The 21,877-nt window shown below is 57.7% G+C and carries 26 protein-coding genes and 1 tRNA gene; 18 read left to right on the top strand and 9 right to left on the bottom strand.

Features of this window, described 5'->3' with window-relative positions:
* Window positions 1-7 precede the first annotated feature (7 nt).
* Complete coding sequence (gene galU, locus ACCD00_RS12930; RefSeq protein ID WP_007975949.1) at window positions 8-847, bottom strand: UTP--glucose-1-phosphate uridylyltransferase GalU; 840 nt, start codon at window positions 845-847, stop codon at window positions 8-10.
* 291 nt (window positions 848-1,138) lie between these two features.
* Here galU and ACCD00_RS12925 point away from each other — a divergent pair, with 291 nt between their 5' ends.
* Together ACCD00_RS12925 and ACCD00_RS12920 are read left to right on the top strand one after the other, a co-directional pair.
* Window positions 1,139-1,327 carry a hypothetical protein gene (locus ACCD00_RS12925; RefSeq protein WP_413424984.1) on the top strand — a complete coding sequence of 63 codons (189 nt, stop codon included), beginning with the start codon at window positions 1,139-1,141 and terminating at the stop codon, window positions 1,325-1,327.
* A gap of 137 nt (window positions 1,328-1,464) precedes the next feature.
* On the top strand, window positions 1,465-1,746 hold the full coding sequence (locus tag ACCD00_RS12920; RefSeq protein WP_413424982.1) for a hypothetical protein: 282 nt from the start codon (window positions 1,465-1,467) through the stop codon (window positions 1,744-1,746).
* Between the two features lie 11 nt (window positions 1,747-1,757).
* On the opposite strand, the gene ACCD00_RS12915 is transcribed toward ACCD00_RS12920, so the two are convergent.
* On the bottom strand, window positions 1,758-1,988 hold the full coding sequence (locus ACCD00_RS12915) for a hypothetical protein (protein WP_413424980.1): 231 nt from the start codon (window positions 1,986-1,988) through the stop codon (window positions 1,758-1,760).
* Window positions 1,989-2,060: 72 nt separating this feature from the next.
* Entirely contained in the window at window positions 2,061-2,417 is a 357-nt protein-coding gene (locus ACCD00_RS12910; protein ID WP_057400163.1) for a hypothetical protein, read from the bottom strand.
* Between the two features lie 201 nt (window positions 2,418-2,618).
* Here ACCD00_RS12910 and ACCD00_RS12905 point away from each other — a divergent pair, with 201 nt between their 5' ends.
* From ACCD00_RS12905 to ada, 5 genes are all read left to right on the top strand, one after another.
* Window positions 2,619-2,921, top strand: a complete 303-nt coding sequence (locus ACCD00_RS12905) for a DUF1883 domain-containing protein (RefSeq protein ID WP_007912251.1) — start codon at window positions 2,619-2,621, stop codon at window positions 2,919-2,921.
* Between the two features lie 37 nt (window positions 2,922-2,958).
* Window positions 2,959-3,126 carry a hypothetical protein gene (locus ACCD00_RS12900; RefSeq protein WP_008020806.1) on the top strand — a complete coding sequence of 56 codons (168 nt, stop codon included), beginning with the start codon at window positions 2,959-2,961 and terminating at the stop codon, window positions 3,124-3,126.
* Window positions 3,127-3,243: 117 nt separating this feature from the next.
* Window positions 3,244-3,948, top strand: a complete 705-nt coding sequence (locus ACCD00_RS12895) for a 2OG-Fe(II) oxygenase (protein ID WP_413424977.1) — start codon at window positions 3,244-3,246, stop codon at window positions 3,946-3,948.
* The gene (gene alkB / locus ACCD00_RS12890) at window positions 3,938-4,618 is read left to right on the top strand and encodes a DNA oxidative demethylase AlkB (RefSeq protein WP_413424975.1); all 681 of its coding nucleotides are present in this window, start codon (window positions 3,938-3,940) and stop codon (window positions 4,616-4,618) included. Before ACCD00_RS12895 ends, alkB begins: the two co-directional genes overlap by 11 nt.
* 87 nt (window positions 4,619-4,705) lie before the next feature.
* Window positions 4,706-5,770: a bifunctional DNA-binding transcriptional regulator/O6-methylguanine-DNA methyltransferase Ada gene (gene ada, locus ACCD00_RS12885; RefSeq protein WP_413424973.1), complete on the top strand. Its 1,065-nt coding sequence runs from the start codon at window positions 4,706-4,708 to the stop codon at window positions 5,768-5,770.
* On the opposite strand, the gene ACCD00_RS12880 is transcribed toward ada, so the two are convergent.
* Window positions 5,771-6,754 carry an MDR family oxidoreductase gene (locus tag ACCD00_RS12880; protein ID WP_413424971.1) on the bottom strand — a complete coding sequence of 328 codons (984 nt, stop codon included), beginning with the start codon at window positions 6,752-6,754 and terminating at the stop codon, window positions 5,771-5,773.
* Between the two features lie 260 nt (window positions 6,755-7,014).
* Between ACCD00_RS12880 and ACCD00_RS12875 the strand changes: the two genes are divergently transcribed.
* The 6 genes from ACCD00_RS12875 (at window position 7,015) to ACCD00_RS12850 (ending at window position 11,447) form a co-directional block, all read left to right on the top strand.
* Window positions 7,015-8,082, top strand: coding sequence for an NAD(P)H-dependent flavin oxidoreductase (locus tag ACCD00_RS12875; protein ID WP_413424969.1), 1,068 nt, complete (start codon window positions 7,015-7,017; stop codon window positions 8,080-8,082).
* Between the two features lie 125 nt (window positions 8,083-8,207).
* A complete protein-coding gene (gene modA, locus ACCD00_RS12870; RefSeq protein WP_413424967.1) occupies window positions 8,208-8,975 on the top strand; it encodes a molybdate ABC transporter substrate-binding protein in 768 nt (255 codons plus the stop codon).
* Window positions 8,975-9,655 (top strand): molybdate ABC transporter permease subunit, encoded by a 681-nt coding sequence (gene modB / locus ACCD00_RS12865; protein ID WP_413424965.1) that lies wholly within the window; start codon window positions 8,975-8,977, stop codon window positions 9,653-9,655. Before modA ends, modB begins: the two co-directional genes overlap by 1 nt.
* Window positions 9,656-9,658: 3 nt before the next feature.
* Window positions 9,659-10,738 carry a molybdenum ABC transporter ATP-binding protein gene (gene modC / locus ACCD00_RS12860; RefSeq protein ID WP_413424963.1) on the top strand — a complete coding sequence of 360 codons (1,080 nt, stop codon included), beginning with the start codon at window positions 9,659-9,661 and terminating at the stop codon, window positions 10,736-10,738.
* 125 nt (window positions 10,739-10,863) lie between these two features.
* Window positions 10,864-11,085 carry a hypothetical protein gene (locus ACCD00_RS12855; RefSeq protein ID WP_413424961.1) on the top strand — a complete coding sequence of 74 codons (222 nt, stop codon included), beginning with the start codon at window positions 10,864-10,866 and terminating at the stop codon, window positions 11,083-11,085.
* 131 nt (window positions 11,086-11,216) lie between these two features.
* Window positions 11,217-11,447, top strand: a complete 231-nt coding sequence (locus ACCD00_RS12850) for a hypothetical protein (protein ID WP_008020792.1) — start codon at window positions 11,217-11,219, stop codon at window positions 11,445-11,447.
* A 254-nt stretch (window positions 11,448-11,701) separates the two neighbouring features.
* Here ACCD00_RS12850 and ACCD00_RS12845 read toward each other — a convergent pair whose 3' ends face one another.
* Window positions 11,702-12,367, bottom strand: coding sequence for a TetR/AcrR family transcriptional regulator (locus ACCD00_RS12845; protein WP_413424959.1), 666 nt, complete (start codon window positions 12,365-12,367; stop codon window positions 11,702-11,704).
* A 178-nt stretch (window positions 12,368-12,545) separates the two neighbouring features.
* Between ACCD00_RS12845 and ACCD00_RS12840 the strand changes: the two genes are divergently transcribed.
* Together ACCD00_RS12840 and ACCD00_RS12835 are read left to right on the top strand one after the other, a co-directional pair.
* Complete coding sequence (locus ACCD00_RS12840) at window positions 12,546-13,388, top strand: NAD(P)H-binding protein (protein ID WP_413424957.1); 843 nt, start codon at window positions 12,546-12,548, stop codon at window positions 13,386-13,388.
* Window positions 13,389-13,480: 92 nt separating this feature from the next.
* Entirely contained in the window at window positions 13,481-13,675 is a 195-nt protein-coding gene (locus ACCD00_RS12835; RefSeq protein WP_413424955.1) for a hypothetical protein, read from the top strand.
* Window positions 13,676-13,866: 191 nt separating this feature from the next.
* Here the strand turns inward: ACCD00_RS12835 and ACCD00_RS12830 are convergent, their stop codons facing one another.
* A complete protein-coding gene (locus ACCD00_RS12830; RefSeq protein ID WP_413424953.1) occupies window positions 13,867-14,472 on the bottom strand; it encodes a hypothetical protein in 606 nt (201 codons plus the stop codon).
* A gap of 317 nt (window positions 14,473-14,789) precedes the next feature.
* Here ACCD00_RS12830 and ACCD00_RS12825 point away from each other — a divergent pair, with 317 nt between their 5' ends.
* Window positions 14,790-15,227: a hypothetical protein gene (locus tag ACCD00_RS12825; protein ID WP_413424951.1), complete on the top strand. Its 438-nt coding sequence runs from the start codon at window positions 14,790-14,792 to the stop codon at window positions 15,225-15,227.
* 147 nt (window positions 15,228-15,374) lie between these two features.
* Here the strand turns inward: ACCD00_RS12825 and ACCD00_RS12820 are convergent.
* Window positions 15,375-15,478: transfer RNA gene (locus tag ACCD00_RS12820), tRNA-OTHER, on the bottom strand.
* 271 nt (window positions 15,479-15,749) lie between these two features.
* Here ACCD00_RS12820 and ACCD00_RS12815 point away from each other — a divergent pair.
* Together ACCD00_RS12815 and ACCD00_RS12810 are read left to right on the top strand one after the other, a co-directional pair.
* The gene (locus ACCD00_RS12815; protein ID WP_413424949.1) at window positions 15,750-15,959 is read left to right on the top strand and encodes a hypothetical protein; all 210 of its coding nucleotides are present in this window, start codon (window positions 15,750-15,752) and stop codon (window positions 15,957-15,959) included.
* 358 nt (window positions 15,960-16,317) lie between these two features.
* Window positions 16,318-19,152: a multicopper oxidase domain-containing protein gene (locus tag ACCD00_RS12810; protein WP_413424947.1), complete on the top strand. Its 2,835-nt coding sequence runs from the start codon at window positions 16,318-16,320 to the stop codon at window positions 19,150-19,152.
* Window positions 19,153-19,507: 355 nt separating this feature from the next.
* Here ACCD00_RS12810 and ACCD00_RS12805 read toward each other — a convergent pair whose 3' ends face one another.
* Window positions 19,508-19,963 (bottom strand): Hsp20 family protein, encoded by a 456-nt coding sequence (locus tag ACCD00_RS12805; RefSeq protein WP_008020769.1) that lies wholly within the window; start codon window positions 19,961-19,963, stop codon window positions 19,508-19,510.
* A gap of 901 nt (window positions 19,964-20,864) precedes the next feature.
* Window positions 20,865-21,659, bottom strand: a complete 795-nt coding sequence (locus ACCD00_RS12800) for a DNA adenine methylase (RefSeq protein WP_151213726.1) — start codon at window positions 21,657-21,659, stop codon at window positions 20,865-20,867.
* Between the last annotated feature and the right edge of the window lie 218 nt (window positions 21,660-21,877).

Here is a 21,877-nt window from a genome sequence, read left to right as displayed (position 1 = left end):
CCGGCTATCAGTAAGCCTTGCCCGTCTTGTAGAAGTTCTCGAAGCAGAAGTTGGTCGCGTCGATGTAGCCTTCGGCGCCACCGCAGTCGAAGCGCTTGCCCTTGAACTTGTAGGCAATCACGCAACCATCCTGCGCCTGTTTCATCAGGGCGTCAGTGATCTGGATCTCGCCGCCTTTGCCTGGCTCGGTTTGTTCGATCAGGCTGAAGATGTCCGGCGTCATGATGTAACGACCGATGATCGCCAGGTTCGACGGGGCATCTTCCGGTTTTGGCTTCTCGACCATGTTGCGCACGCGGTACAGGTCGTCGCCGATCAGGTCGCCAGCAATCACACCGTATTTGCTGGTTTCCTGCGGGTCCACTTCCATGATCGCGACGATGGTGCAGCGGTACTGCTTGTACAGCTTGACCATCTGCTTCAGTACGCCGTCACCTTCCAGGTTGACGCACAGGTCATCCGCCAACACCACGGCGAACGGCTCGTCACCGATCAGCGGGCGACCGGTCAGGATCGCGTGGCCCAGACCTTTCATTTCGGTCTGACGGGTGTAGGAGAACGAGCACTCATCCAACAGGCGGCGGATGCCGACCAGGTATTTCTCCTTGTCGGTGCCCTTGATCTGGTTTTCCAGCTCGTAGCTGATGTCGAAATGGTCTTCCAGGGCGCGCTTGCCGCGACCGGTGACGATGGAGATTTCGTTCAAGCCGGCATCCAATGCCTCTTCGACGCCGTACTGGATCAGTGGCTTGTTTACCACCGGCAGCATTTCTTTGGGCATGGCTTTAGTCGCTGGCAGGAAGCGAGTACCGTAACCGGCTGCTGGGAACAAGCATTTCTTGATCATATAAGTCCTTGTAACGGCTGTGTGTACGAGTTTCGGCGCAGTCTAATCAGGCGGCGTGCACCTTACAATGCCCCCGCGCTGGCTAACCGATGCCAACATAGAGAAATATTCTTGCCGATAGTTCCCTGCACGGGTGCGCAGGTTACCGGGCAAACTCTTATGCATAGCAGAGATTCGCGCAATTGCACGCTTTCTACCTTGGCCGGGGCATCCCACCATACGCCCAACGGCACCCGGTGCGCTCGTTTGGCGGTATCATGGCGCGATTGAACCAGACAACGAGGTTAATAAATGTCGGCAGCAAAAAGCGTCAACGGATTCCTGATCAATCAGGTGAAAGACGGTCAATGGTGGGTGGCGAGTGTCGCCGGTGAAAATATCGCCGGACCTTTCCCTTTCGAAGCCCTGGCAATCGAAGTGGCTTCGGTGCTGGAGCTTGAGCATCCGGAACCCAAGCGACGCGGCAAGGACAAGAACTGACCGACGCCCCTTTCGAATAGCCCTGTCATTGCACAGGGCTTTTTTATGAATGCCGAAAAAGAAGTGGCCTTTCGCTATAACCTTTTGCCCCCGGCGCTGTCTCAGCCTTGCCCCACCACCCTGACGATGATCAATCCATGAACAAGATCTTGCCTTTGCTAACGGTATTGGCCCTGAACGGCTGCGCAACATCGGAAGAAACCTACCTGAACAATGGAGAGCAGGGCCTGGCGATCGATTGCTCGGGAGAGGCCAATTCCTGGGCCGCCTGCTACGAAAAAGCCGATGCCTCCTGTGCGGGCACCGGCTACCGGATTGTCGGTACCGACGGCACGCCATCGCTCAAGGAAAGTGAAAAGACCCTCGGGGCCGATATCGGCAATTTCAAGAGCCGCAGCGTCGTGGTGGTCTGCAAATAAGGCACTCGACCCTACAGATGAATTTCGGCGAACTTGATTCCGAGTCCGCGCAGCGTTTCGATCAAGTCGTCGAGTTTACCGAAGGACTCGACTTCATCATTGTCATCCACCAGGAAATAGCTACGCCCGCCGCTTTTCTTGAAAAACACGATCCATTCTCCAAGGTCCGCCGGATTCTGAATCACATGGGTGGCAGAGATAAGCCCCTCTGCATGGCGCGCCCGGACCTGCTCTCGCTTCATACTCGACTCCAGAAATAACGATGCCGCCAAAGCCAGGCTTTGGCGGCATCGGTGCTGTTGGTCGATAGTCTATCAGCCGGAAATGCACTCGGTGGCGGCATTCTGTACGTCCTTTGGACGTACCGGGACATTGGACATGCTCTCGTGCAGCTTGATGCTGCTGCCGCCCGAGCGCTCTTCAATGTCGAATACGGCAGACGGCCCCGAGGAAAACTTGAGTGGAACGATCACACGCAACCCATCCTTGTGCGGCTGGATTTGCAAAGCGCCACGGCTGTCGGCCAGTTTTTCGCTGAGGCATTGCGCATATTCATGGGGTTTCTTGCCAGAAATCACGTTCATGGTCGGCAGCGACTCATTGATTTCAGAGACGTTCGCACAACCACTCACCAATACCGCCAGCGAAAGAAACCAAAAACCCCACTTCATACAAAACCTCCAATAAAGAGGCTCGGACAGCGCAAACGCGTTTTTTCTCCGAGGCAACCTGCTTTATCGCTCATCAAACGTGAAATTAGCGTTTTTAATTGTCAAAGTGGCCGGATAATAAGGCGGTCGGGCTGATAAACTGCGCCAATCGCCCATGCTATCGTTTTGATTTTGTAGAAAAAGCCCTTCTGGAGGCGCCTCATGAAATTTATCCATCAGCGCGAGCACCTCAATGAAGACGACATTGTCGTCATTCAATGCTCCCAAATGTGCAACATCCGTTTGATGAACGACGCCAACTTCCGCAGCTTTAAAAATGGCGGCCGTCACACCTATCACGGCGGTGCATTCGACACGTTTCCGGCCCGCATCACGGCCCCGAGCACCGGCTTCTGGAACATCACGATCGACACCGTCAACCGCCGCGCTATCAGCGTGACGCGCAAACCCACCCTGACGCACTCGATCAAAATCATTCGCCGTTCCAGCACGAAACTGAGCTGATCAGCGAACCCGAAACAAACGACAGGCAGATACAACCGTGGCCCAAACGACCAAGTACGTCATCAAATACAAACTCAACGGTGAGCGCCGCTTCGAGTTTGCCCAGCTTGAAAACGGCACCGCAGAAGAAGCCAAAGCGGCGCTGGATGCCATTCATGGACCGGACGACGTCATCAGCGAAATCAGCGTCAGCAAAGCGCTGTAACGCAATCCGGAGCGACAATGGACGTCGGCTCCCACTCGCAATTCGACCGCAAGCGCCGGAGTGCCTGCTTCATCCTTGCCCTCCAGACTGGCCACCTCACCAACAAGAGGCCCGGCAATGAGCGAGCAATATCTGGACAGCCTGGACTGGCCCCGGCTGGAACAACTACTTGATCAGGACGGTTGCGCCGTCATCCCGCAACTGTTGAGCCACAAGGCTTGTGATCAGGTCAGCGCCTGGTACCCTCTGGCCGAACCCTTTCGCTCGCACGTGGTGATGGCTCGCCACGGGTTCGGCCGCGGCGAGTACAAGTATTTCAGCTATCCATTGCCGGACCTCGTGGCCCGCTTGCGCAGCGCGCTCTACCCACGGCTGGTGCCCATCGCCAATCGCTGGCATGAACAGATGGATCTACCGACCCGCTTTCCCGACTCTCATCAAGCCTTTCTCGAGCGCTGTCATGCCGCTGGTCAGAACCGTCCGACGCCGTTGTTGCTGCAATATGGTCCGCAGGACTACAACTGCCTGCATCAGGACTTGTACGGTGAGCACGTTTTCCCGCTGCAAGTGGCGATTCTGCTGTCAGCCCCGGATGAAGACTTCACCGGCGGCGAATTTGTCATGACCGAACAGCGCCCGCGCATGCAGTCACGCCCGATGGTCATCGGCCTGAAGAAAGGTGACGGACTGATATTTGCCGTCAACCAGCGGCCGGTCAAAGGGGTTCGCGGTTACTACCGCGTGACCCTGCGTCACGGCGTGAGTCGCCTGCACAGCGGCAAACGATATACCCTTGGAATCATCTTTCACGATGCTTTATGACCCCATGAACCCACTGACTCATGACCTGTTTGCCAATGCCGAGCCCGAGCAACAGCCCAGGCGCGAGCAGATCGGCGAACAGTCATATGTGCTCAGAGGCTTCGCCCTGCCCTGGCTTGAGCGTTTGTTGCCCGCCCTGGAGGCAGTGCTGGCGGCCGCGCCGTTTCGGCAGATGATCACGCCCGGCGGCTTTACCATGTCGGTCGCCCTGAGCAGTTGTGGCACATTCGGCTGGACCACTGACCGCAGCGGTTATCGCTACACCCGCCACGATCCGCAGACCGGCCAGCCCTGGCCAAAGATGCCCGAGGTGTTTCTGCAAATGGCGCAAGCGGCGGCGCAGGCAGCGGGGTTCAGCGGATTTGCGCCGGACTCCTGCCTGATCAACCGTTACATCCCCGGGGCAAAAATGTCATTGCATCAAGACAAGGACGAGCATTCCTACGCAGCCCCCATCGTTTCGGTATCGCTGGGTTTGCCGGCGATGTTCCTGTTCGGCGGCTTTGCACGCAGTGACAAAAGCCAGCGCATCCTCTTGCTGCATGGCGACATCGTGGTCTGGGGTGGCGTGGATCGCCTGCGCTATCACGGTGTGTTGCCGATCAAGGACGGCCATCACCCGAGGCTCGGCGAGCAACGCATCAACTTCACCTTCCGCACCGCCGGATAAAGACTTCGAATTTGACCGCAAGCGCCGGAGTGTGTGGCAATTGCCCCATGGTTAATGTGCAGGCAACTCCTCAAAGGACATGACGCCATGACTACCCAATCGACCAAGATCACCATCGAAAACGATCCGCGCTGGGCCGCCGTGGTCGCGCGCGACCCCAAGGCTGACGGGCAGTTTGTCTATGCCGTGAAGACCACAGGCATCTACTGCAACCCCAGCAGCCTTGCGCGCCTGCCCAAACCACACAATGTCGAATTCTTCGATAGCGCCGAGCAGGCTCAGGCCGCGGGCTATCGTCCGAGCAAACGCGCGACCAGAGATCAGAGCGAACTCGCCGCGCAACATGCCGCCACCGTGGCCGCCGCGTGCCGCCAGATCGAAAGCGCGGAAACGCTGCCTGCCCTGGGCGAGCTGGCCGAGGCTGCGGGACTGAGCAGCTTCCACTTCCATCGCGTGTTCAAGGCCGTCACCGGCCTGACGCCCAAGGGCTACGCCGACGCTCATCGCTCACGCAAGGTGCGCGAGCGCCTGGCGGATGGAGGCTCGGTGACCGATGCCCTGTACGACGCTGGCTTCAACTCCAACAGTCGATTTTATGAAGCGGCAGACCATCTGCTCGGAATGAAACCCGGGGACTACCGCGCGGCCGGCCAAAACAATGACATTCGTTTTGCCGTCGGCCAGTGTTCACTGGGGGCGATACTGGTGGCGCAGAGTGAGCGCGGGGTCTGCGCGATCCTGTTGGGCGATGATCCGCACCAACTGGTCTGTGATCTGCAGGATAAATTCCGGCGCGCCAACCTGATTGGTGCCGATCATCAATTCGAGCAATTGATTGCCAGGGTCGTTGGCTTTATCGAGGCGCCGGCCATTGGCCTTGATTTACCTCTGGACGTACGCGGCACGGCGTTTCAGGAGCGTGTCTGGCAAGCGCTGAGGGAAATTCCCGTTGGCAGCACGGCCAGCTACGCCGACGTCGCCCAGCGCATCGGCTCGCCGAAAGCCGTTCGCGCCGTGGCTCAAGCCTGCGGCGCCAACAACCTGGCCGTGGCGATCCCTTGCCATCGCGTGGTGCGCAGCGATGGCCACCTGTCGGGCTATCGCTGGGGTGTCGAGCGCAAACGTCAGTTGCTGGAACGCGAGTCGCAGTAATCAGCGATTCACATCCACCACCACGCGCCCGCGCAATTGCCCGGCAAGCAAGCGCGGCGCGGCTTCGATGGCTTCGCTCAGGCCGATTTCGTGACTGATCAATGGCAACAGGTTGAAATCCAGATCCTTGGCCAGTCGACCCCAGGCCTCCACTCGCCTGGCTTTGGGCTGGGTCACGCTGTTGATACCGGCCAAGGTCACACCGCGCAAAATGAACGGTGCAACGGATGCCGGAAAGTCCATGCCCTGGGCCAAACCGCATGCCGCGACGGTGCCATTGGCCTTGGTGCTGGCGCAAGCATTGGCCAGGGTGTGGCTGCCGACCGAATCGATGACCGCCGCCCAGCGCTCTTTGGCCAACGGCTTGCCTGGCTCGGACAGCGTGGCACGGTCGATGATTTCACCAGCGCCCAGTTGCCTCAGGTAGTCATGCTCCGACGTACGTCCTGTGGACGCGACCACCCGATAGCCGAGCCTGTTGAGCAACGCGATGGCGAAACTGCCGACGCCACCGTTGGCGCCGGTCACCAGGATTTCGCCCTGCTCAGGCGTCACCCCGTTGTGCTCCAGAGCCAGGATGCACAGCATGGCCGTGTAGCCCGCCGTTCCGATGGCCATCGCCTGGGCAGCGGTGAACGCCTTGGGCAACGGAATCAGCCAGTCACCGTTCAGGCGAGCCTTCTGCGCCAATCCGCCCCAGTGTCCTTCACCCACACCCCAGCCATTGAGCAGGACCTGGTCACCGACCTTGTAGTCCGGATGCCCGCTGACTTCGACGACACCGGCCAGGTCGATGCCCGGCACCATCGGGAATTTGCGCACCACCGGACTGCTGCCGGTGATCGCCAGGCCGTCCTTGAAATTCAGCGTGCTGTAGGCAACACGCACCGTGACATCGCCCTCGGGTAACTGATCGTCCTGGATCTCTTGCAGTGTGGCCCGGTAACCGCTGTCGTCTTTGTCGATCAAAATGCCTTTGAACATGACGGCCTCTCAATGGAATCAGTCTGGTTGTGGTGCAATTGAAATAACACATCGCAACAGATTGCCGTACCCGACTTTAAGCCAACCGGGCAAACCGCCCATTCCCGGTACCCATGATCGCAATGGCGAAAGTGGAGGTTGCCATCGACGCTGAAGAAAACCGGACCCTGCGAAAGGACGACTGGCCTTGCACCAGTCGTTGCGTTACAAATCCTGTTCTACCGTCCCTGCCCTGCTTTCAACGTCGGAGAACACAGCACATGAACCAATGGCCAGATACCCGCATTCTTGATCTGCTCGGGATCGAACTGCCGATCATTCAGGGGCCGATGGCTGGCGCCACGAACTCGTCCATGGTGATTGCAGCCTGCAATGCCGGCGGGTTGGGCTCGATGCCAGCGGCGATGCTCAGCATCGATCAATTGCGCGAGGAACTGAAAACGATCCGCCAACACACCCAGCGCCCGATCAACGTCAACTTCTTCTGTCATCAGCCTCCAGCCCCTGATGAACAACGCGCGCAGGAGTGGAAAAACCTGCTGCAACCCTACTACCAGGAACTCGGTGTCGATTTCGATGCGCCAACGCCCGTGTCCAACCGCGCGCCGTTCGATCACGCGGCCTGCGAAGTGGTCGAGGAATTTCGCCCTGAAGTGGTGAGCTTTCACTTTGGCCTGCCGGAAAAAGCCCTGCTCGACCGGGTCAAGGCCACGGGTGCCAAAGTGCTGTCCTCGGCCACTACCGTCGCAGAAGCGGTGTGGCTGGAGCAGCATGGCTGCGATGCAATCATTGCCATGGGCTCCGAAGCCGGGGGCCATCGCGGGATGTTTCTCAGCGATGACCTGAGCAGCCAGGTGGGGACGTTCGCCCTGGTGCCTCAGGTCGTCGATGCAGTGAAAGTGCCGGTGATTGCCGCCGGCGGCATCGCTGATGCACGAGGTGTCGCCGCCGCCTTCATGCTGGGCGCTTCGGCGGTACAGGTCGGCACGGCCTACCTGTTCACGCCAGAGGCCAAGGTCAGCCCGTCCCATCACAAAGCGTTGCGTACCGCCAAAGAAAGCGAAACGGCGATTACCAACGTGTTCACCGGTCGCCCGGCCCGGGGCATCCTCAATCGGGTGATGCGTGAACTGGGCCCCATGAGCGCCAAGGCACCGGCCTTCCCCCTGGCCGGTGGCGCGCTGATGCCGCTGCGGGCCAAAGGTGAAGCAGACTTCAGCAACCTCTGGGCCGGCCAGGCATTTACCCTCGGGGTCGAATTGACCACCGCGGCACTGACTCGACAACTGGCTGAAGGAGGATTAGCGAGACTGCTGCGGCGCCCCTGAGCATCACTTTCGTTAAAATTGTATACAATTTTTTCGACAGCACATTCCGTTTAAAGGCAATTCGCTATATATTTCTGTACATAACGATTCACCCCTGCTGCAATTGCCTTTAACGGAGCCGTTTCATGACCATTCGTGCCTCACGTTTTGCCCCTGCCTGCCTGGCAAGCCTTGTCGCTGTATTTGCCTTCGGCTCAGCCCAGGCGGACGAAGTCCAGGTGGCGGTCGCTGCCAACTTCACCGCGCCTATCCAGGCCATCGCCGCTGACTTTGAAAAAGACACCGGGCATAAACTGGTCACCTCGTTTGGTGCTACCGGCCAGTTCTACACCCAGATCAAAAACGGCGCGCCGTTCGAAGTGTTCCTCTCGGCAGACGACAGCACCCCGCAAAAACTTGAAGCCGAAGGCGACTCCGTCAAGGGCTCGCGCTTCACCTACGCGGTCGGTACCCTGGCGCTGTGGTCGGCCAAAGAAGGCTACGTCGATGCCAAGGGCGATGTGCTGAAAAAGAACGAATATCAGCACCTGTCCATCGCCAACCCGAAAGCTGCGCCTTATGGCCTGGCGGCTACCCAGGTGTTGGCCAAGGAAGGGCTGAGCGACAAGGTCAAGGACAAGATTGTTGAAGGCCAGAACATCACCCAGGCCTACCAATTCGTCTCCACCGGCAATGCCGAGCTGGGTTTTGTCGCCCTGTCGCAGATCTACAAGGACGGAAAAATCACCAGCGGTTCGGCCTGGATCGTTCCGGCCAGCCTGCACGACCCGATCAAACAGGACGCCGTGATTCTCAACAAGGGCAAGGACAACCCGGCCGCCAAGGCATTGGTTGACTACCTCAAGGGGCCGAAAGCGGCAGCTGTCATCAAGTCCTACGGCTACGAAATCTGATGTCGCTATCGAGTGCCGATTATTCCGCCATTTGGCTGACCCTGAAACTGGCGTCCCTGACGACCGTTATCCTGCTGATTGTCGGCACTCCGATTGCGTTATGGCTTGCGCGCACCCGCTCCTGGTTGCGCGGCCCGGTCGGGGCGATTGTCGCCCTGCCCCTGGTGCTGCCACCGACGGTGATTGGCTTTTATCTGTTGCTGGCGCTCGGCCCTCACGGGTTCATCGGCCAGCTCACCCAATCACTCGGCCTTGGCACCCTCACTTTCAGTTTTGCAGGGTTGGTCATCGGTTCGGTGTTGTATTCGATGCCATTCGTAGTCCAGCCGCTGCAGAACGCTTTTTCCGCAATCGGCACGCGCCCGCTCGAAGTCGCCGCGACATTGCGGGCAAACCCCTGGGACACCTTTTTCAGCGTGACACTGCCACTGGCCCGCCCCGGTGTCATTACCGCCACCATTCTCGGTTTCGCCCACACCGTCGGCGAGTTCGGCGTGGTGTTGATGATCGGCGGCAATATTCCCGAAAAGACCCGCGTGGTCTCGGTGCAGATCTACGATCACGTCGAAGCCATGGAATACGCCCAGGCCCATTGGCTGGCCGGGGCGATGCTGGTGTTCTCGTTTGCCGTCCTGCTGGCGCTGTACTCCAGCCGTAAAACCAAAGCGGGCTGGAGCTGACCGATGATTCAAATGCGTCTGAAACTACGCTACCCGGGCTTCGCCCTGGACGTCGACCTGCAACTGCCGGGCCGTGGCGTCACGGCACTTTACGGTCATTCCGGCTCGGGCAAGACCACTTGCCTGCGTTGCATCGCCGGCCTGGAGCGGGCCGATCATGGCTTTATCCAGGTCAACGATGAAGTCTGGCAAGACAGCGAAAACAAGGTTTTCGTCGCGCCGCACAAACGCGCGCTGGGCTACGTGTTTCAGGAAGCCAGCCTGTTTCCTCATCTCTCGGTGCTGGCCAACCTGGAGTTCGGTCTCAAGCGCATCCCGAAGCCGCAGCGCCGGGTCGACATGGCTCACGCCACCGAGTTGCTGGGCATCAGCCATTTGCTGGACCGGCACCCACACAACCTTTCGGGCGGTGAGCGGCAGCGCGTCGGCATCGCCCGCGCCTTGCTCACCAGCCCGAAACTGTTGTTGATGGACGAGCCGCTGGCCGCGCTGGATGCCCAACGCAAAAGTGAAATCCTGCCCTATCTGCAACGCCTGCACGATGAGCTCGAGATCCCGGTGCTGTACGTCAGCCACTCCCAGGATGAAGTCGCGCGGCTGGCCGACCATATCGTGCTGCTGAGCAACGGCAAGGCACTGGCCAGCGGCCCGATCGGCCAGACTCTGGCGCGCCTCGACTTGCCGCTGGCGATGGGGGATGACGCCGGCGTGGTGATCGAAGGTCGCGTCAGCGCCTATGACGCCGACTATCAATTGCTGAGCCTGCAATTGCCCGACACCACCCTCAACATTCGTGTGCCTCATACGCCGCTGGATCCGGGCCAGGCACTGCGCTGCAAGGTCCAGGCGCGGGATGTGAGCCTGAGCCTGCACGGTGCCGGGCAAAGCAGCATCCTCAATCGCCTGCCGGTCACCGTGGTCAGTGAAATGAACGCCGACAACGCCGCCCATGTGCTGATTCGCCTGGATGCCGCAGGCACGCCACTGCTGGCGCGCATCACGCGTTACTCGCGCGATCAACTCAACGTCCACCCTGGCCAGCAACTCTGGGCGCAAATCAAAGCGGTTGCGGTACTGGCGTAAATCCGGCGACACGCCTGCACCGGGGCCGGCAGCGCCTGAACCGACGAATTGACCTGCCTGTTTTTTTGCACGATCACCAATGGCTTCTATAGTTGATCTGAACAGGAATCCGCTACGGAGTCGCCATGGAAGACATTTTCGTCGTGAAGCGTTGTAACAAGATCATCATCCATGCTCGCCGTGCGGGTGAAATTGGCCACCTGCCACCGGATACCGCGGCCTGGTATCGCATCGCCGATACCCGCACCCAAGGCTTCATCGGAGATGGCTATGCTGTTGAAGAGGACGCACTGCGTGTTTGCCGGCAGTTGAATGCCAGATCACGAGTGACAGCCCTGCAAGGTTGACGGCCTGTCACCATTTTTTAACGGGTCTATACTGAAAATGCCTGAAGGATCAGCGACCCCATCGGCAGATAGCTCGCTCCAGGCGGGCTTTTTGCTGCCACACCCAGGTTTCTTGAACGGAGGTGTCTCCCATGTCCGAAAAAGAGTCCATCACCACCCTGCTCACCTTGCTGGACTCCCGTCAGGTACGCTTGGCTGCGGCTTGCAAGGAAATCGCCGACTGGGTCGATCATCAAGGCGGGCATCCCACCGCCCTCAGAATTCGTGATCGCCTGAACGACATCGAGAAGGACACGCCGCTGATCCGGCACACGCTGTCGTCTCTTAAGCCTGACGACCGACCTCTGCCTCGGTTCAGATGATCCGTCACGGATTTGCGGTGCGAGGACAGGCCCGATTCGGGCAGCATGATCGGTGACGGTGACGTCTCCGAACGTTTGGCTGCCTGCCAGTTTTTCACCCTCTCCCACAACCCGGCCTGACGCCGGGATTTTTTGTTGCGCGAAACCTGCCGTCCACACCGCCAATAACTGGCGTTCAGCCTGGACCGAGCGACTGACCGCTTGCCCGCGCGAGGACTCAATCGGAGGAAAAATCCATAAACAGAGGCGTCATTTTATTGCCTGTCGGTGCCCTTGCGAGCCGGCTCCATGATCTCGCGCAGGGACATGCGCTTGAACGCCTCGACCAGTGCTCGCCCTTCCTCCGGTGCACAAGTGACCGCCAGGCGCATGGTCGCCTCGCCCAGGTGCCAGATCAAAAACGCCGACTCCTGAACCTGTTGTTCATCGATGTCGGGATACACGCGAAACATCGCCTGGGCCAGTAGTGCGCTGGCCACCCGGCTCTCCACCAGCTCCAGTTGCAACAACTGCTTGTCAGCCTGCATGCCGGACCAGATGTCACGCATCACCGGTGTCGCCATCACGATCTCGTAATACAGATCGAGCAACTGCGAATAGGCGGCACGCAAGCCCTGGGCATCCTCGACAGCTTCTATCGCCTCTGTAATGCAGCGACGACTCTCAGCGTTGTAGCGTTCGGCCAGCGTGCGGATGACGGAACTCTTGTCGGGAAAATACTGATAAAGAGAACCGATCGAGATCCCGCAGCGCTCGGCGATTTCACTCATCTTGAGTTGATCGCTGCCCTTTTCCGCGATCAATTGAGTCGCCGTCGCCAAAATCCGCTCCTGACGTTCGCGGCTGCGCTGTTGCGTGGGATTGCGTCGAACCGCTTGTGCAGCAGGCTGTTCGAGGGCTTCAGGAGTCTTTTTGCGCACGAGTGAATTTCCCGATCAATAACGTGACATGTACTCACCTTAGCATCGCCACTCCCAACGCCCAATAACAGATACCACACGTCGGGGAACTCGAACTGACGGGTTGACGGAAAAACATGAGGATCTATCATCTTTTAAACATGAGCATCACTCACATTAACCGATGGAGATGAACGCGATGAAAACCGATCAACCAATCACACTGGTCCTTGGTGCCACGGGCAAAACCGGGCGGCGAATCACACAACGACTCGAAGCTGCCGGCCTGGCCGTCCGCCGAGGCTCCCGTAACGCGAATCCCCCTTTCGACTGGGAAGATCGATCAACCTGGGACGCAGTGATAGATGGCGTGCATGCGGTCTACATTTGCTTTCAACCTGATCTCGCCGTTCCTGGCGCTCTGGAATCCATCCAGGCTTTCACCGACCTGGCGGTCAAAAGCGGAGTCCGCAAACTGGTTCTGTTATCCGGGCGCGGCGAAATCGAAGCGGAACAGGCTGAGCGTGTTGTACAGAACAGCGGGATTGACTGGACGATTCTGCGGGCCAGCTGGTTCTGCCAGAACTTTAGCGAGGCGCACTTTCTTGAACCCATTCTGCAAGGTGAACTCGCACTCCCCGTCGGCCAGGTCGCCGAGCCCTTTGTCGATGCAGAAGACATCGCCGAGTGTGCCATCGCTGCACTGACCCGACCCGGACACACCAACCAGCTCTATGAATTGACCGGCCCTCGGGCATTGACCTTTGCCGATGCCGTGACCGATATTGCCCGCTCCACCCGTCGCAACATCGAATTCGTGGCCGTACCAGCGGACGCCTATCGACAGGCCATGGAACAGGAACAACTTCCCCAGGAGTTGATCGACCTGGTGCTCTATCTCTTCACGACTGTGCTCGATGGCCGCAACACGCCAATTGCCGATGGCGTACAGCGGGTACTGGGGCGGCCGGCACGCGACTTCAGCGACTATGTGCAACGCACTGCCGCTACGGGCATCTGGGGAGATGGAAGCCCGACGTAACGCATTGGCGAGAACAGGATTCCTCGGCTAGGGTCTCTTGCGTATCGAACTGCGGCGCCTTAATTGGCAGGAGCCTGATCAAGGAGGAACCCATGTCACTCAATCGTAGTGCCGAACAAATCTACCGCCAGTGGTCCACCCCGATCCTGCTGGAGCTCAAGGAGCGAGAACATCAACTGACCCCGTCAGACCGCCAGGCACTGGAAAACGAATTGCTGGAAAGAAGGCTGATCAACACCGGCAATCCGACCGGCAGCGATCGCCGCAAGGCAGACCCGGCGTCCTGAATAGCATCAGGCAACCACGATCAAGAAAGAAATGATGGAGCAGAAACAAACAAGGGCTTGCATCCACTTTCGCTGCAAGCCCTTGATTTTTAGTTGACGCCCGACAGGCCTGTCAAACACATCAAAAGTCCAGATCGACGCATCCAGTCCGGTCGTACGAACTCACGTCGGGGCCGTCACTTTTTACCGCGCTAAAACCACCCACCACGATCATCTTCCAGTTCCTGGCGACACTGCTTGAGTTGGGCGTTGTAAATCTCTGACTGCTTTTGCACTTTCTGGGCAACCTGCATCAGCCACGGTTTACTGCGATAGGAATTGCGGCTAAAGCCCCCACGCCCCTCGTGATAAGCCAGGTACTGATTGTAGGTGTCCCATTTGGAGATTCCGAGCTGACGCTGAGTGCCAGCGGTGTACCAACCGATAAACATGATCGCGTCGTCGAAGCTGTCACGCGAACCGCCGTTGGCAGTATCGTTCTTGTACTCGCCCCACACCGGATCCTGAGCCTGCGCATAACCGTAAGCCGAGCTGACCCGCCCCCAGGGGATCACCCAGAGCAGGTAGTCACGAGGCGGCAATGCGTCAGCCACGAAGCTGCTTTCCTGCTTCATGATCGCCATGGCCACATGCAGAGGCGTCCCATATTCACTCTGCATCTCTAGCGAGTCCTCATACCAGTCGGGATACTCACGGTAAATGCTGCAGAGATTGCCTTGATCCCTTGGTGGTGTAGTCGTGCAACCTGTCAAAAAAGTAACCAACAAAGCCAACAGTAAAACTTGTCCTTGTTTCATTCATCATCCTCAAAAACAAGGGCATAAGGTGCCCTCCGTTTACTGCAAGGCGCCTGAGTCAGGCAGTTGCAGGCAAAAACCTCAGAAGACATCTTTCCTGGTGGCGTCACCCTTATTGAGGGACTGCTTTGTAAGTGCCTGTTGCAGACATTCGGATGTAGAACGGGATGAGTTGCGGGGCAGACTTTTGATTTTGCGATGCAAAGAAATAAGGACCACCGTCTGACTAGCTGCCTACTTCAGCGCCAGGGCCAGGGTCAGGCCGGGGTCCATGACGAACTATAATTTAGTGTTGGGGGACCGTCGGAGGTAGCGCTATGCGTATCTTCAAGCAGCTCCTGCTCCTGGTCGCGGGGCTTCTGGCAAGTAGCCTCTCGCTGGAGGCAATCAGCAGTGGCGGCCTAGGTCAAAATCCTCACCCGGCCGTTCTGGTCAGTGGGCAGCCACAGCAATGCGGGCAATTCCACCATTTCCACAGTGGCTCGTTTCATATGGGAAACCGGCATTTCGTGCCAATGGGAAACCGGCATTTCGTACAAATGGGCAACCGGCATTTCGTACCAATGAACAACCGGCATTTCGTACCAATGGATAACCGGCACTTCGTACTGATCCACCGGATAAACAGCTTCGAGGTGATCAGAGGGCCCGGGGTCAGCAATCAGCCCTTCGATTCCAGGCACGTTCACTTTGTGCGCCGCTTCGATCCGCGGACGGGGCTATTTCTGATTCAACCGGCAACATTCGGGAAGTAATGGACCAGCTTGGTCAAACCACTGTCGTGATGACTGAGCAATACATCCGCAACCGCAAGGGGAAGAAGGTGAAATCTACAAAATAGGGCGTGCGGCAAAAAAACTAAGGGCCTGAATGAGGTATCTCACGCAAGCCCTTGATATTCATGGTGCCCGAAGCCGGAATCGAACCGGCACGCCCTTACGAGCGGGGGATTTTAAGTCCCGAAAGAAAATCAATCAAACTGCGCCTTCTAATAGGTTTTTCGGACCGCAATCATCTCCTCAACGGTGCCATGCAGGCCAATGTTTTCAGATACCCCTAGAGGATTGCGGCCCGGAAAAGCCCCCTCCATAATGCTTGAAAATACGCGCACTGCGCAGCGTAAAACCATCGTCGGTATGCCGATCCTGCATACCTAAACGGAGCCATACTCGCACTATTGCGATGTGTGCAGTGCACCCTCTCCCGGCGTTCTGCCATTCATAAAAAATCCCTCATAGAACCTGGTGCTACGCTGACTTCATAGCTGAGGACTCGCGATGCCAAATTCAGATCTACTTCCTTCCTTACTGTTCAAGATCAACGAAAACCAACTCGCCCTCGAAGCCGCCATCATGGAGCTTTCGAACTGGGTCGAGCAGCGCGGGTCAGCAGAGGTCGCCGACAACGTGCGCAGCGCCCTGGAAGCAATCGATAAGAATGAAGAATTCATCAAAATGACCCTCGCAGTAATGATGACGCCGGAGTGACGGCTATCGGCTGTGGTCGTCAATGGCGGAGGGCTGCAATCGGCCACAAGCAGCCATCGATACATTCAGAAAATAGCCACTTCTTCCATTCCGATCACCCCGCACAATCGCACCCTGTATTGGGGGGGTATTCCCCATTATCGGGGGTCTTCACCCAGCTTTTGATACGCCCGCACAAAGCCCGCAGCAAGGGGAATGTGGCGTAGAGCCATTAATCATCTCCTTTCACTTTTGGCAAAAAAGTTGCCTCGTAAAAATCCCGGCTCGAAATAGAACCTTTCGCCAGCCGACCCGGAAGCCGTGGCCAGTTACCCAGGTATGCCACGCGCTCCGGGGGAATCCGTCAGAGGTGTTTGCGATGAAACTAGATACCGGAAGGTTGACTCCTAGTCCATTGTTCAAAACCAGGCTGGCGCTGAGCATCTCTGCTGCCGCGATCATGCTGGGGTTGGGCTTGTCCCACACCCAGGCAGCCCCTCTCGACAACACCGATCAACCGCCTCCTACCGATCCATCGGCGTTCACCAATCCACCCGCCGACCCCAATGCAGCCTTGAGGGACTTGCTCAAGCTGCCTCCGGCAAACGTCGGCGCCTTCGACTTGCCCAATGGAGTGGTCGGTAACCGAAAGACACCCTTGGCCGACAATGTGCTGCCACCCAATCTGCAGACCAGCTTCAATATCCCCACTAACGGTAATGCCAGCCCATTGTTCGGGGCTCAACCGTTTATACAGAAGCTATTACTTTTCGAGGAGTTCGGCCCAAACAAGCTGGATGCGACTGACCCGCCATCACCCGTGCCGTTTCCAGTCCCGACGGTAGGCCCCGCACCGGCGCAAGATCCATTGAATGTGGCGCGTAGCGGCCCGGCGCCGGATGCGCTGGATGCTTTTCTCAAGCAGCCGGCATTGACGCCCTTCCCCTCCGAGTTCTCCAATGTGCTGGACTTCAACCCCTGGAAGGCGCAGATCGAGGCCTTCCTCAATCGCCGGGTCGGTTCGCCCGCAGAAGGCCGGCCACCGGGAAAAGGCTGGTCGCACCAGCGCTTCAATGAGTTTTTCCCGCGCAACGCCTTCAAGACTGCGCAAGCCGGCGCGCACGTCAACAGCGGCTTGCGTGATCGAATGCAACGACATAACTACGCTGTAGGGGAATTTGCGCCAGGCGGACTCTATTACAACACCAATGGCAACCCGGCCAACAACGGTACAACCAAGGGTATCCAAGCGCAGTTTCACCCCAACCTCCCTGTCCAGGACCACAATGCGCTGTGGACCTTCGACGGCACCTTTCCGCCCAAACTGCTCCAGGTACGCTATGGCCAGGCGATGCTGATGCGTCATTACGATGCCTTGCCGATTGACCCGTCGGCCAACCGCGGTTTTGGCCTGCATACCCTCACCACCCATGAACACAACGGCCACACCCCGGCGGAAAGCGACGGCTTTACCAATGCGTTCTTCTTCCCGGGCCAGTACTACGACTATCGCTGGCCGATCCAGTTGGCCGGTTACGACACCATCAATACCAAGGCCGAGGACCCACGGGCAGCGTTCCCCTGCGACCCCGGTGAAACCCTTTTCGTCAATGACACCAGCCCCGGCTTCAAGACGTGCAACAACGGCACCATCAAGATCCGTGGCGACTGGCGCGAAACCATGAGCACCCACTGGTTCCACGACCACATGCTCGATTTCACCGCACAGAACGTCTACAAGGGCAACGCGGTGATGATGAACTACTACAGCGCCCTGGACCGTGGCAACGAGGCGGTCGACGACGGGGTCAACCTGCGCTTGCCCAGCGGTTCGGCGCTGGGCTGGGGCAACCGCGACTACGACGTCAACCTGCTGGTGGCCGACAAGGCCTGGGACCAGACCGGCCAGTTGTGGTTCAACCCGTTCAACACCGACGGTTTTCTCGGTGACCAGATACTGGCCAACTGGGAGTACAAGCCCTACATGGACGTACGTGCCCGCCGTTACCGTTTCCGCATTCTCGATGGATCGGTATCTCGCTACTTCAAGTTCGCACTGGTGCGTCAGGTCAGTGGTAATGGTGGTGAGTTCCCCGGCCCGGCAGGTTCCGGCGTGTCTTATAACCGCGTGCCGTTCCACATGATTGCCAACGACGGCAACCTCATGGAACACGCGGTGCCCTTCGATGGCAGCCTGGACCTCGATGGTGACGGCGACACACAGGACAACAACGCCATTCTGCCCATCCTGGGCATTGCCGAGCGCTATGACATCGTCGTCGACTTCGCGGCAAACGGTATCAAGCCAGGCGACAAGATTTACTTCGTCAACATCGAGGAGCATCAAAACGGCAAGCGTCCGAATCGTGACATTCCATTGGCGGATGTACTCTCCGAGAGGTACCTGCCCGTCGTCAGGCAAACCAGCCACGGGCCACAGTGGGTCAACGGTGACCCGGGCGTGGGCGTGTTCCTGCAACTGAACGTCCAGCCTTACAGCGGCCAGGATGTCAGCCTGAATCCGGTCGACTACGAGCCCGCCAAGCCTGGCAAGCCCGAAGGCAAGTTCATGATCCCCCTGCCCTTGCACCGTGATGACCCTGCCGATATCGCCCGGCTTGCCCAGGCGCGGCACCGCACCTTTATCTTTGGTCGCTCCGACGGCACCGATGAGACGCCCTGGACGATCAAGACCGATGGCGGCCTGGGCTTCAACATGGACCCGCGGCGGATTTCAGCCCCGCCACAACTGGCCAATGGCCCGACACCGGCCGGGTTCAAGGGTGAAGGCACGCTGGAAATCTGGAAGATCCAGAACGGCGGCAATGGCTGGAGTCACCCGGTGCATGTGCACTTCGAGGAAGGGGTCATTCTCAGTCGCGGTGGCAAACCACCACCCGAATGGGAAAAAGGCGCACGTAAAGACGTCTACCGTATAGGCGACAGCGCTGACAGCCTCGACAATGTCGAAATGGCCATACGCATCCGTGAGTTTGTCGGTACCTACATGGAGCACTGCCACAACACACAACATGAGGACACCTCGATGCTGCTGCGTTGGGACTCCGAGCACCCGGGCCAGTTCCAGTTGATGCCCACACCGTTGCCCAGCTGGGACGGCGTGAAATTCGTGAACTCGGTTGCGTTGCCAACCTTCCGTACCGGAGATGCCATCGGTCCACAGGTCAAGGTCAACAACAACTCGGGAGGCTAGCGTCGTCTATCAAACGGCTGATCATGTCGTCAGCAAACGCAAGGAACCACTTGCATGACCGTTTCAACCCAAAGCCGACATCACAGTCGGCTTTGGGTCGACTACTGCCCTTCGTCACGGGCAGCAAGCGGCCAAAAGCTGCCTCTCATATGGGCTCTACGATATCGGGACCGATTCATCCTGATCTGCCAGGCCATCGACTCCAATCTGGTGGTTCGTAAAGCTAGACTATGCTCGTGGAATCGTTCAATTAGGAGATATTCGTGGGATATCTTTTGAGAGGCCAGAGAATGTCTTCTATTGGCCGATTCTGCAGTTAAGAAAGGCGCTCCGAAGAGCGCCTCGTTTGCTGCTATCAGTTGATTTGTTTCAGATCAGACTTCCCCGAGCCATCAATGTTGATGCGCCGAGGCTTGGCTTCCTCTGGTACAACCCGCAGCAGATCAATGCTCAACAGTCCATTGGACAACGATGCATTTTGAACCTCAATGTGATCCGCTAAACGGAAAGACAGTCGAAATGCACGTTGAGCGATTCCCTGATGAAGGTAAATCGTCTCCTGATCGCTTTCTCGCTTGCCACCGGCGATGGTCAAAACCTCCTTCTCGACTTGAATGTCCAAATCCTCCTCACTCAGACCCGCCGCAGCTATGACGATTCGATAATGATCGTCACCGTGCTTCTCGACGTTATGAGGTGGGTAGGTAGTCGAGGCCGCCTCGCTGCGTAGCGCGGATTCAAAAAGGTCGTTGAAACGATCAAAGCCTACCGACTGACGGAACAGTGGGGCCAACGAAACGGTACTAGCCATAGCTAAATCTCCTGAGTTTTCTCCAAGTGATTTATGGCGCGACCCGGTTTCGGCATCGCGTACAAAAATATATAGCGATGTGAGAAAAACGATTCAAGAGGAGCAAAAATAATTTTTTATTCTCAAAAGACGAAGGCATCAACGAGGTCATTTATATTGGCCAAAGGCATCGGCTTGGCACGCCCTTTATCGCTTCGAAAGCTGACTGGTTGCCGGAAGGGCAAACACTACAACCGGGACGACCTCAATAAACAATACAGAGCTAGACAACTTACTGAGAAACGAAAGCCCCAAAGTCGCAGTTAAAGTTATTGACGTTTGCCAATCTGGACCCCCTACATAAAAGATGAATCGCCCCTGACTTTGTAGACGCAAATGACTGGCAGCAATGGGTCGGATGCTGCCCTTTGCGACAGGCAGAAAACAGCCAATAGCAGTCCTCAATCAATGTCACGGTATATAGCCGGTGGATATCCTGCATTTGCTACCTGCATCCGCTTGTCGATTCCATTCATCGGATGGTTGATGTAGCGGACATATGAACCACAATTATAAAGTATTGAGAAATCAAGGTGATGTGATGGCGTCGAGGTTTGTTGTCGTTCCGGCGATACCGACTGAGACGGGGGGATCGGTCCGGATAGGTGGCCGCTACTACTCCAGCATGGCTCCTTGTGGTTTCGATATTTTTGACGACAAGGAGAAATGCCGTCTTGGTCGGTCGTTTCCAACACGTGCGGAAGCGGAAGCGGAGTGCGATAAGAAAAATGCAGTGCGGCAGCCAACTCAATCTTTCGAACGTGGCCGTCACTCGGAAAACACTAAATTACGATGCGCCCGCTGAACGATTCAGCCGATCTGTTGCATCGACCGGTTGAATCCACAAGCGAAAGCAGTCATTTCAAAACAGACCTCCCAATGCTGCAGGCTCCCAGTTCATGATCACCAGTTCGCCACTGACCTCAGCTTTGCCCTGCCGCTGATTGGTCGTGGTGTAGCGGATGTCCAGCATCTCGAAGTGAAAGCCTTCGAACACCCGGCGGATGTCCGGGTGGTCGTTGATGCTGACCATCACCCTGCCCTTGCAGCGTCGCATGAAGTCGGCCATCCGCTCATAGTTCTCAAATGGAAAGTCCACCCCATAGCCGGCGGTCTGCCAATACGGCGGATCCATGTAGTGGAAGGTATGGGCACGGTCGTAGCGCTCGGCACATTCAAGCCAAGGCAGATTCTCGACGTAGGTGCCGGACAGGCGTTGCCAAGCGGCCGAAAGGTTTTCCTCGATGCGCAACAGGTTGATCGACGGGGTGGTGGTCGCGGTACCGAACGTCTGCCCGGAGACCTTACCGGCGAAGGCATGGTGCTGCAGGTAGAAGAAACGGGCGGCGCGCTGGATGTCGGTAAGGGTTTCGACGCGGGTCATTTTCTGCCACTCGAACACTTGGCGCGAACTGAGCGCCCATTTGAATTGGCGCACAAACTCTTCGAGGTGGTTCTGCACCACGCGGTACAACGTCACCAGGTCGCCGTTGATGTCATTGAGCACTTCGACGGGCGCTGCCTGGGGTCGCATGAAGTACAGCGCGGCGCCGCCGGCAAAGACTTCGACGTAGCATTCGTGTGGCGGAAAAAGCGGAATGAGGCGATCGGCCAGACGGCGTTTGCCGCCCATCCAAGGGATAATAGGGGTAGACATGGATAGCAAGACCTTTACTGTATAAATAAACAGGTGCTAGGCTCGCTCTGCTTTGTGCACAGAGCAGGAGCCTTGGCGGGACTTGCAGGGACAATCTGCGGGGACGGTGGCCAGTCTGGATGTTGACGCATCCAGACTGGCCGCTCCTTTACGTGATTAGTAATACTGTTTGGATGCAACCTACTTGCGTAAATGACGTTGAACCCTATGCTCACCCT

Source organism: Pseudomonas sp. Pseusp3 (assembly GCF_047304225.1).
Lineage (GTDB): Bacteria > Pseudomonadota > Gammaproteobacteria > Pseudomonadales > Pseudomonadaceae > Aquipseudomonas > Aquipseudomonas fluorescens_CD.
The sequence above is the reverse complement of the archived record's forward strand: the minus strand, read 5'-3'. Positions and strand labels throughout refer to the sequence as shown.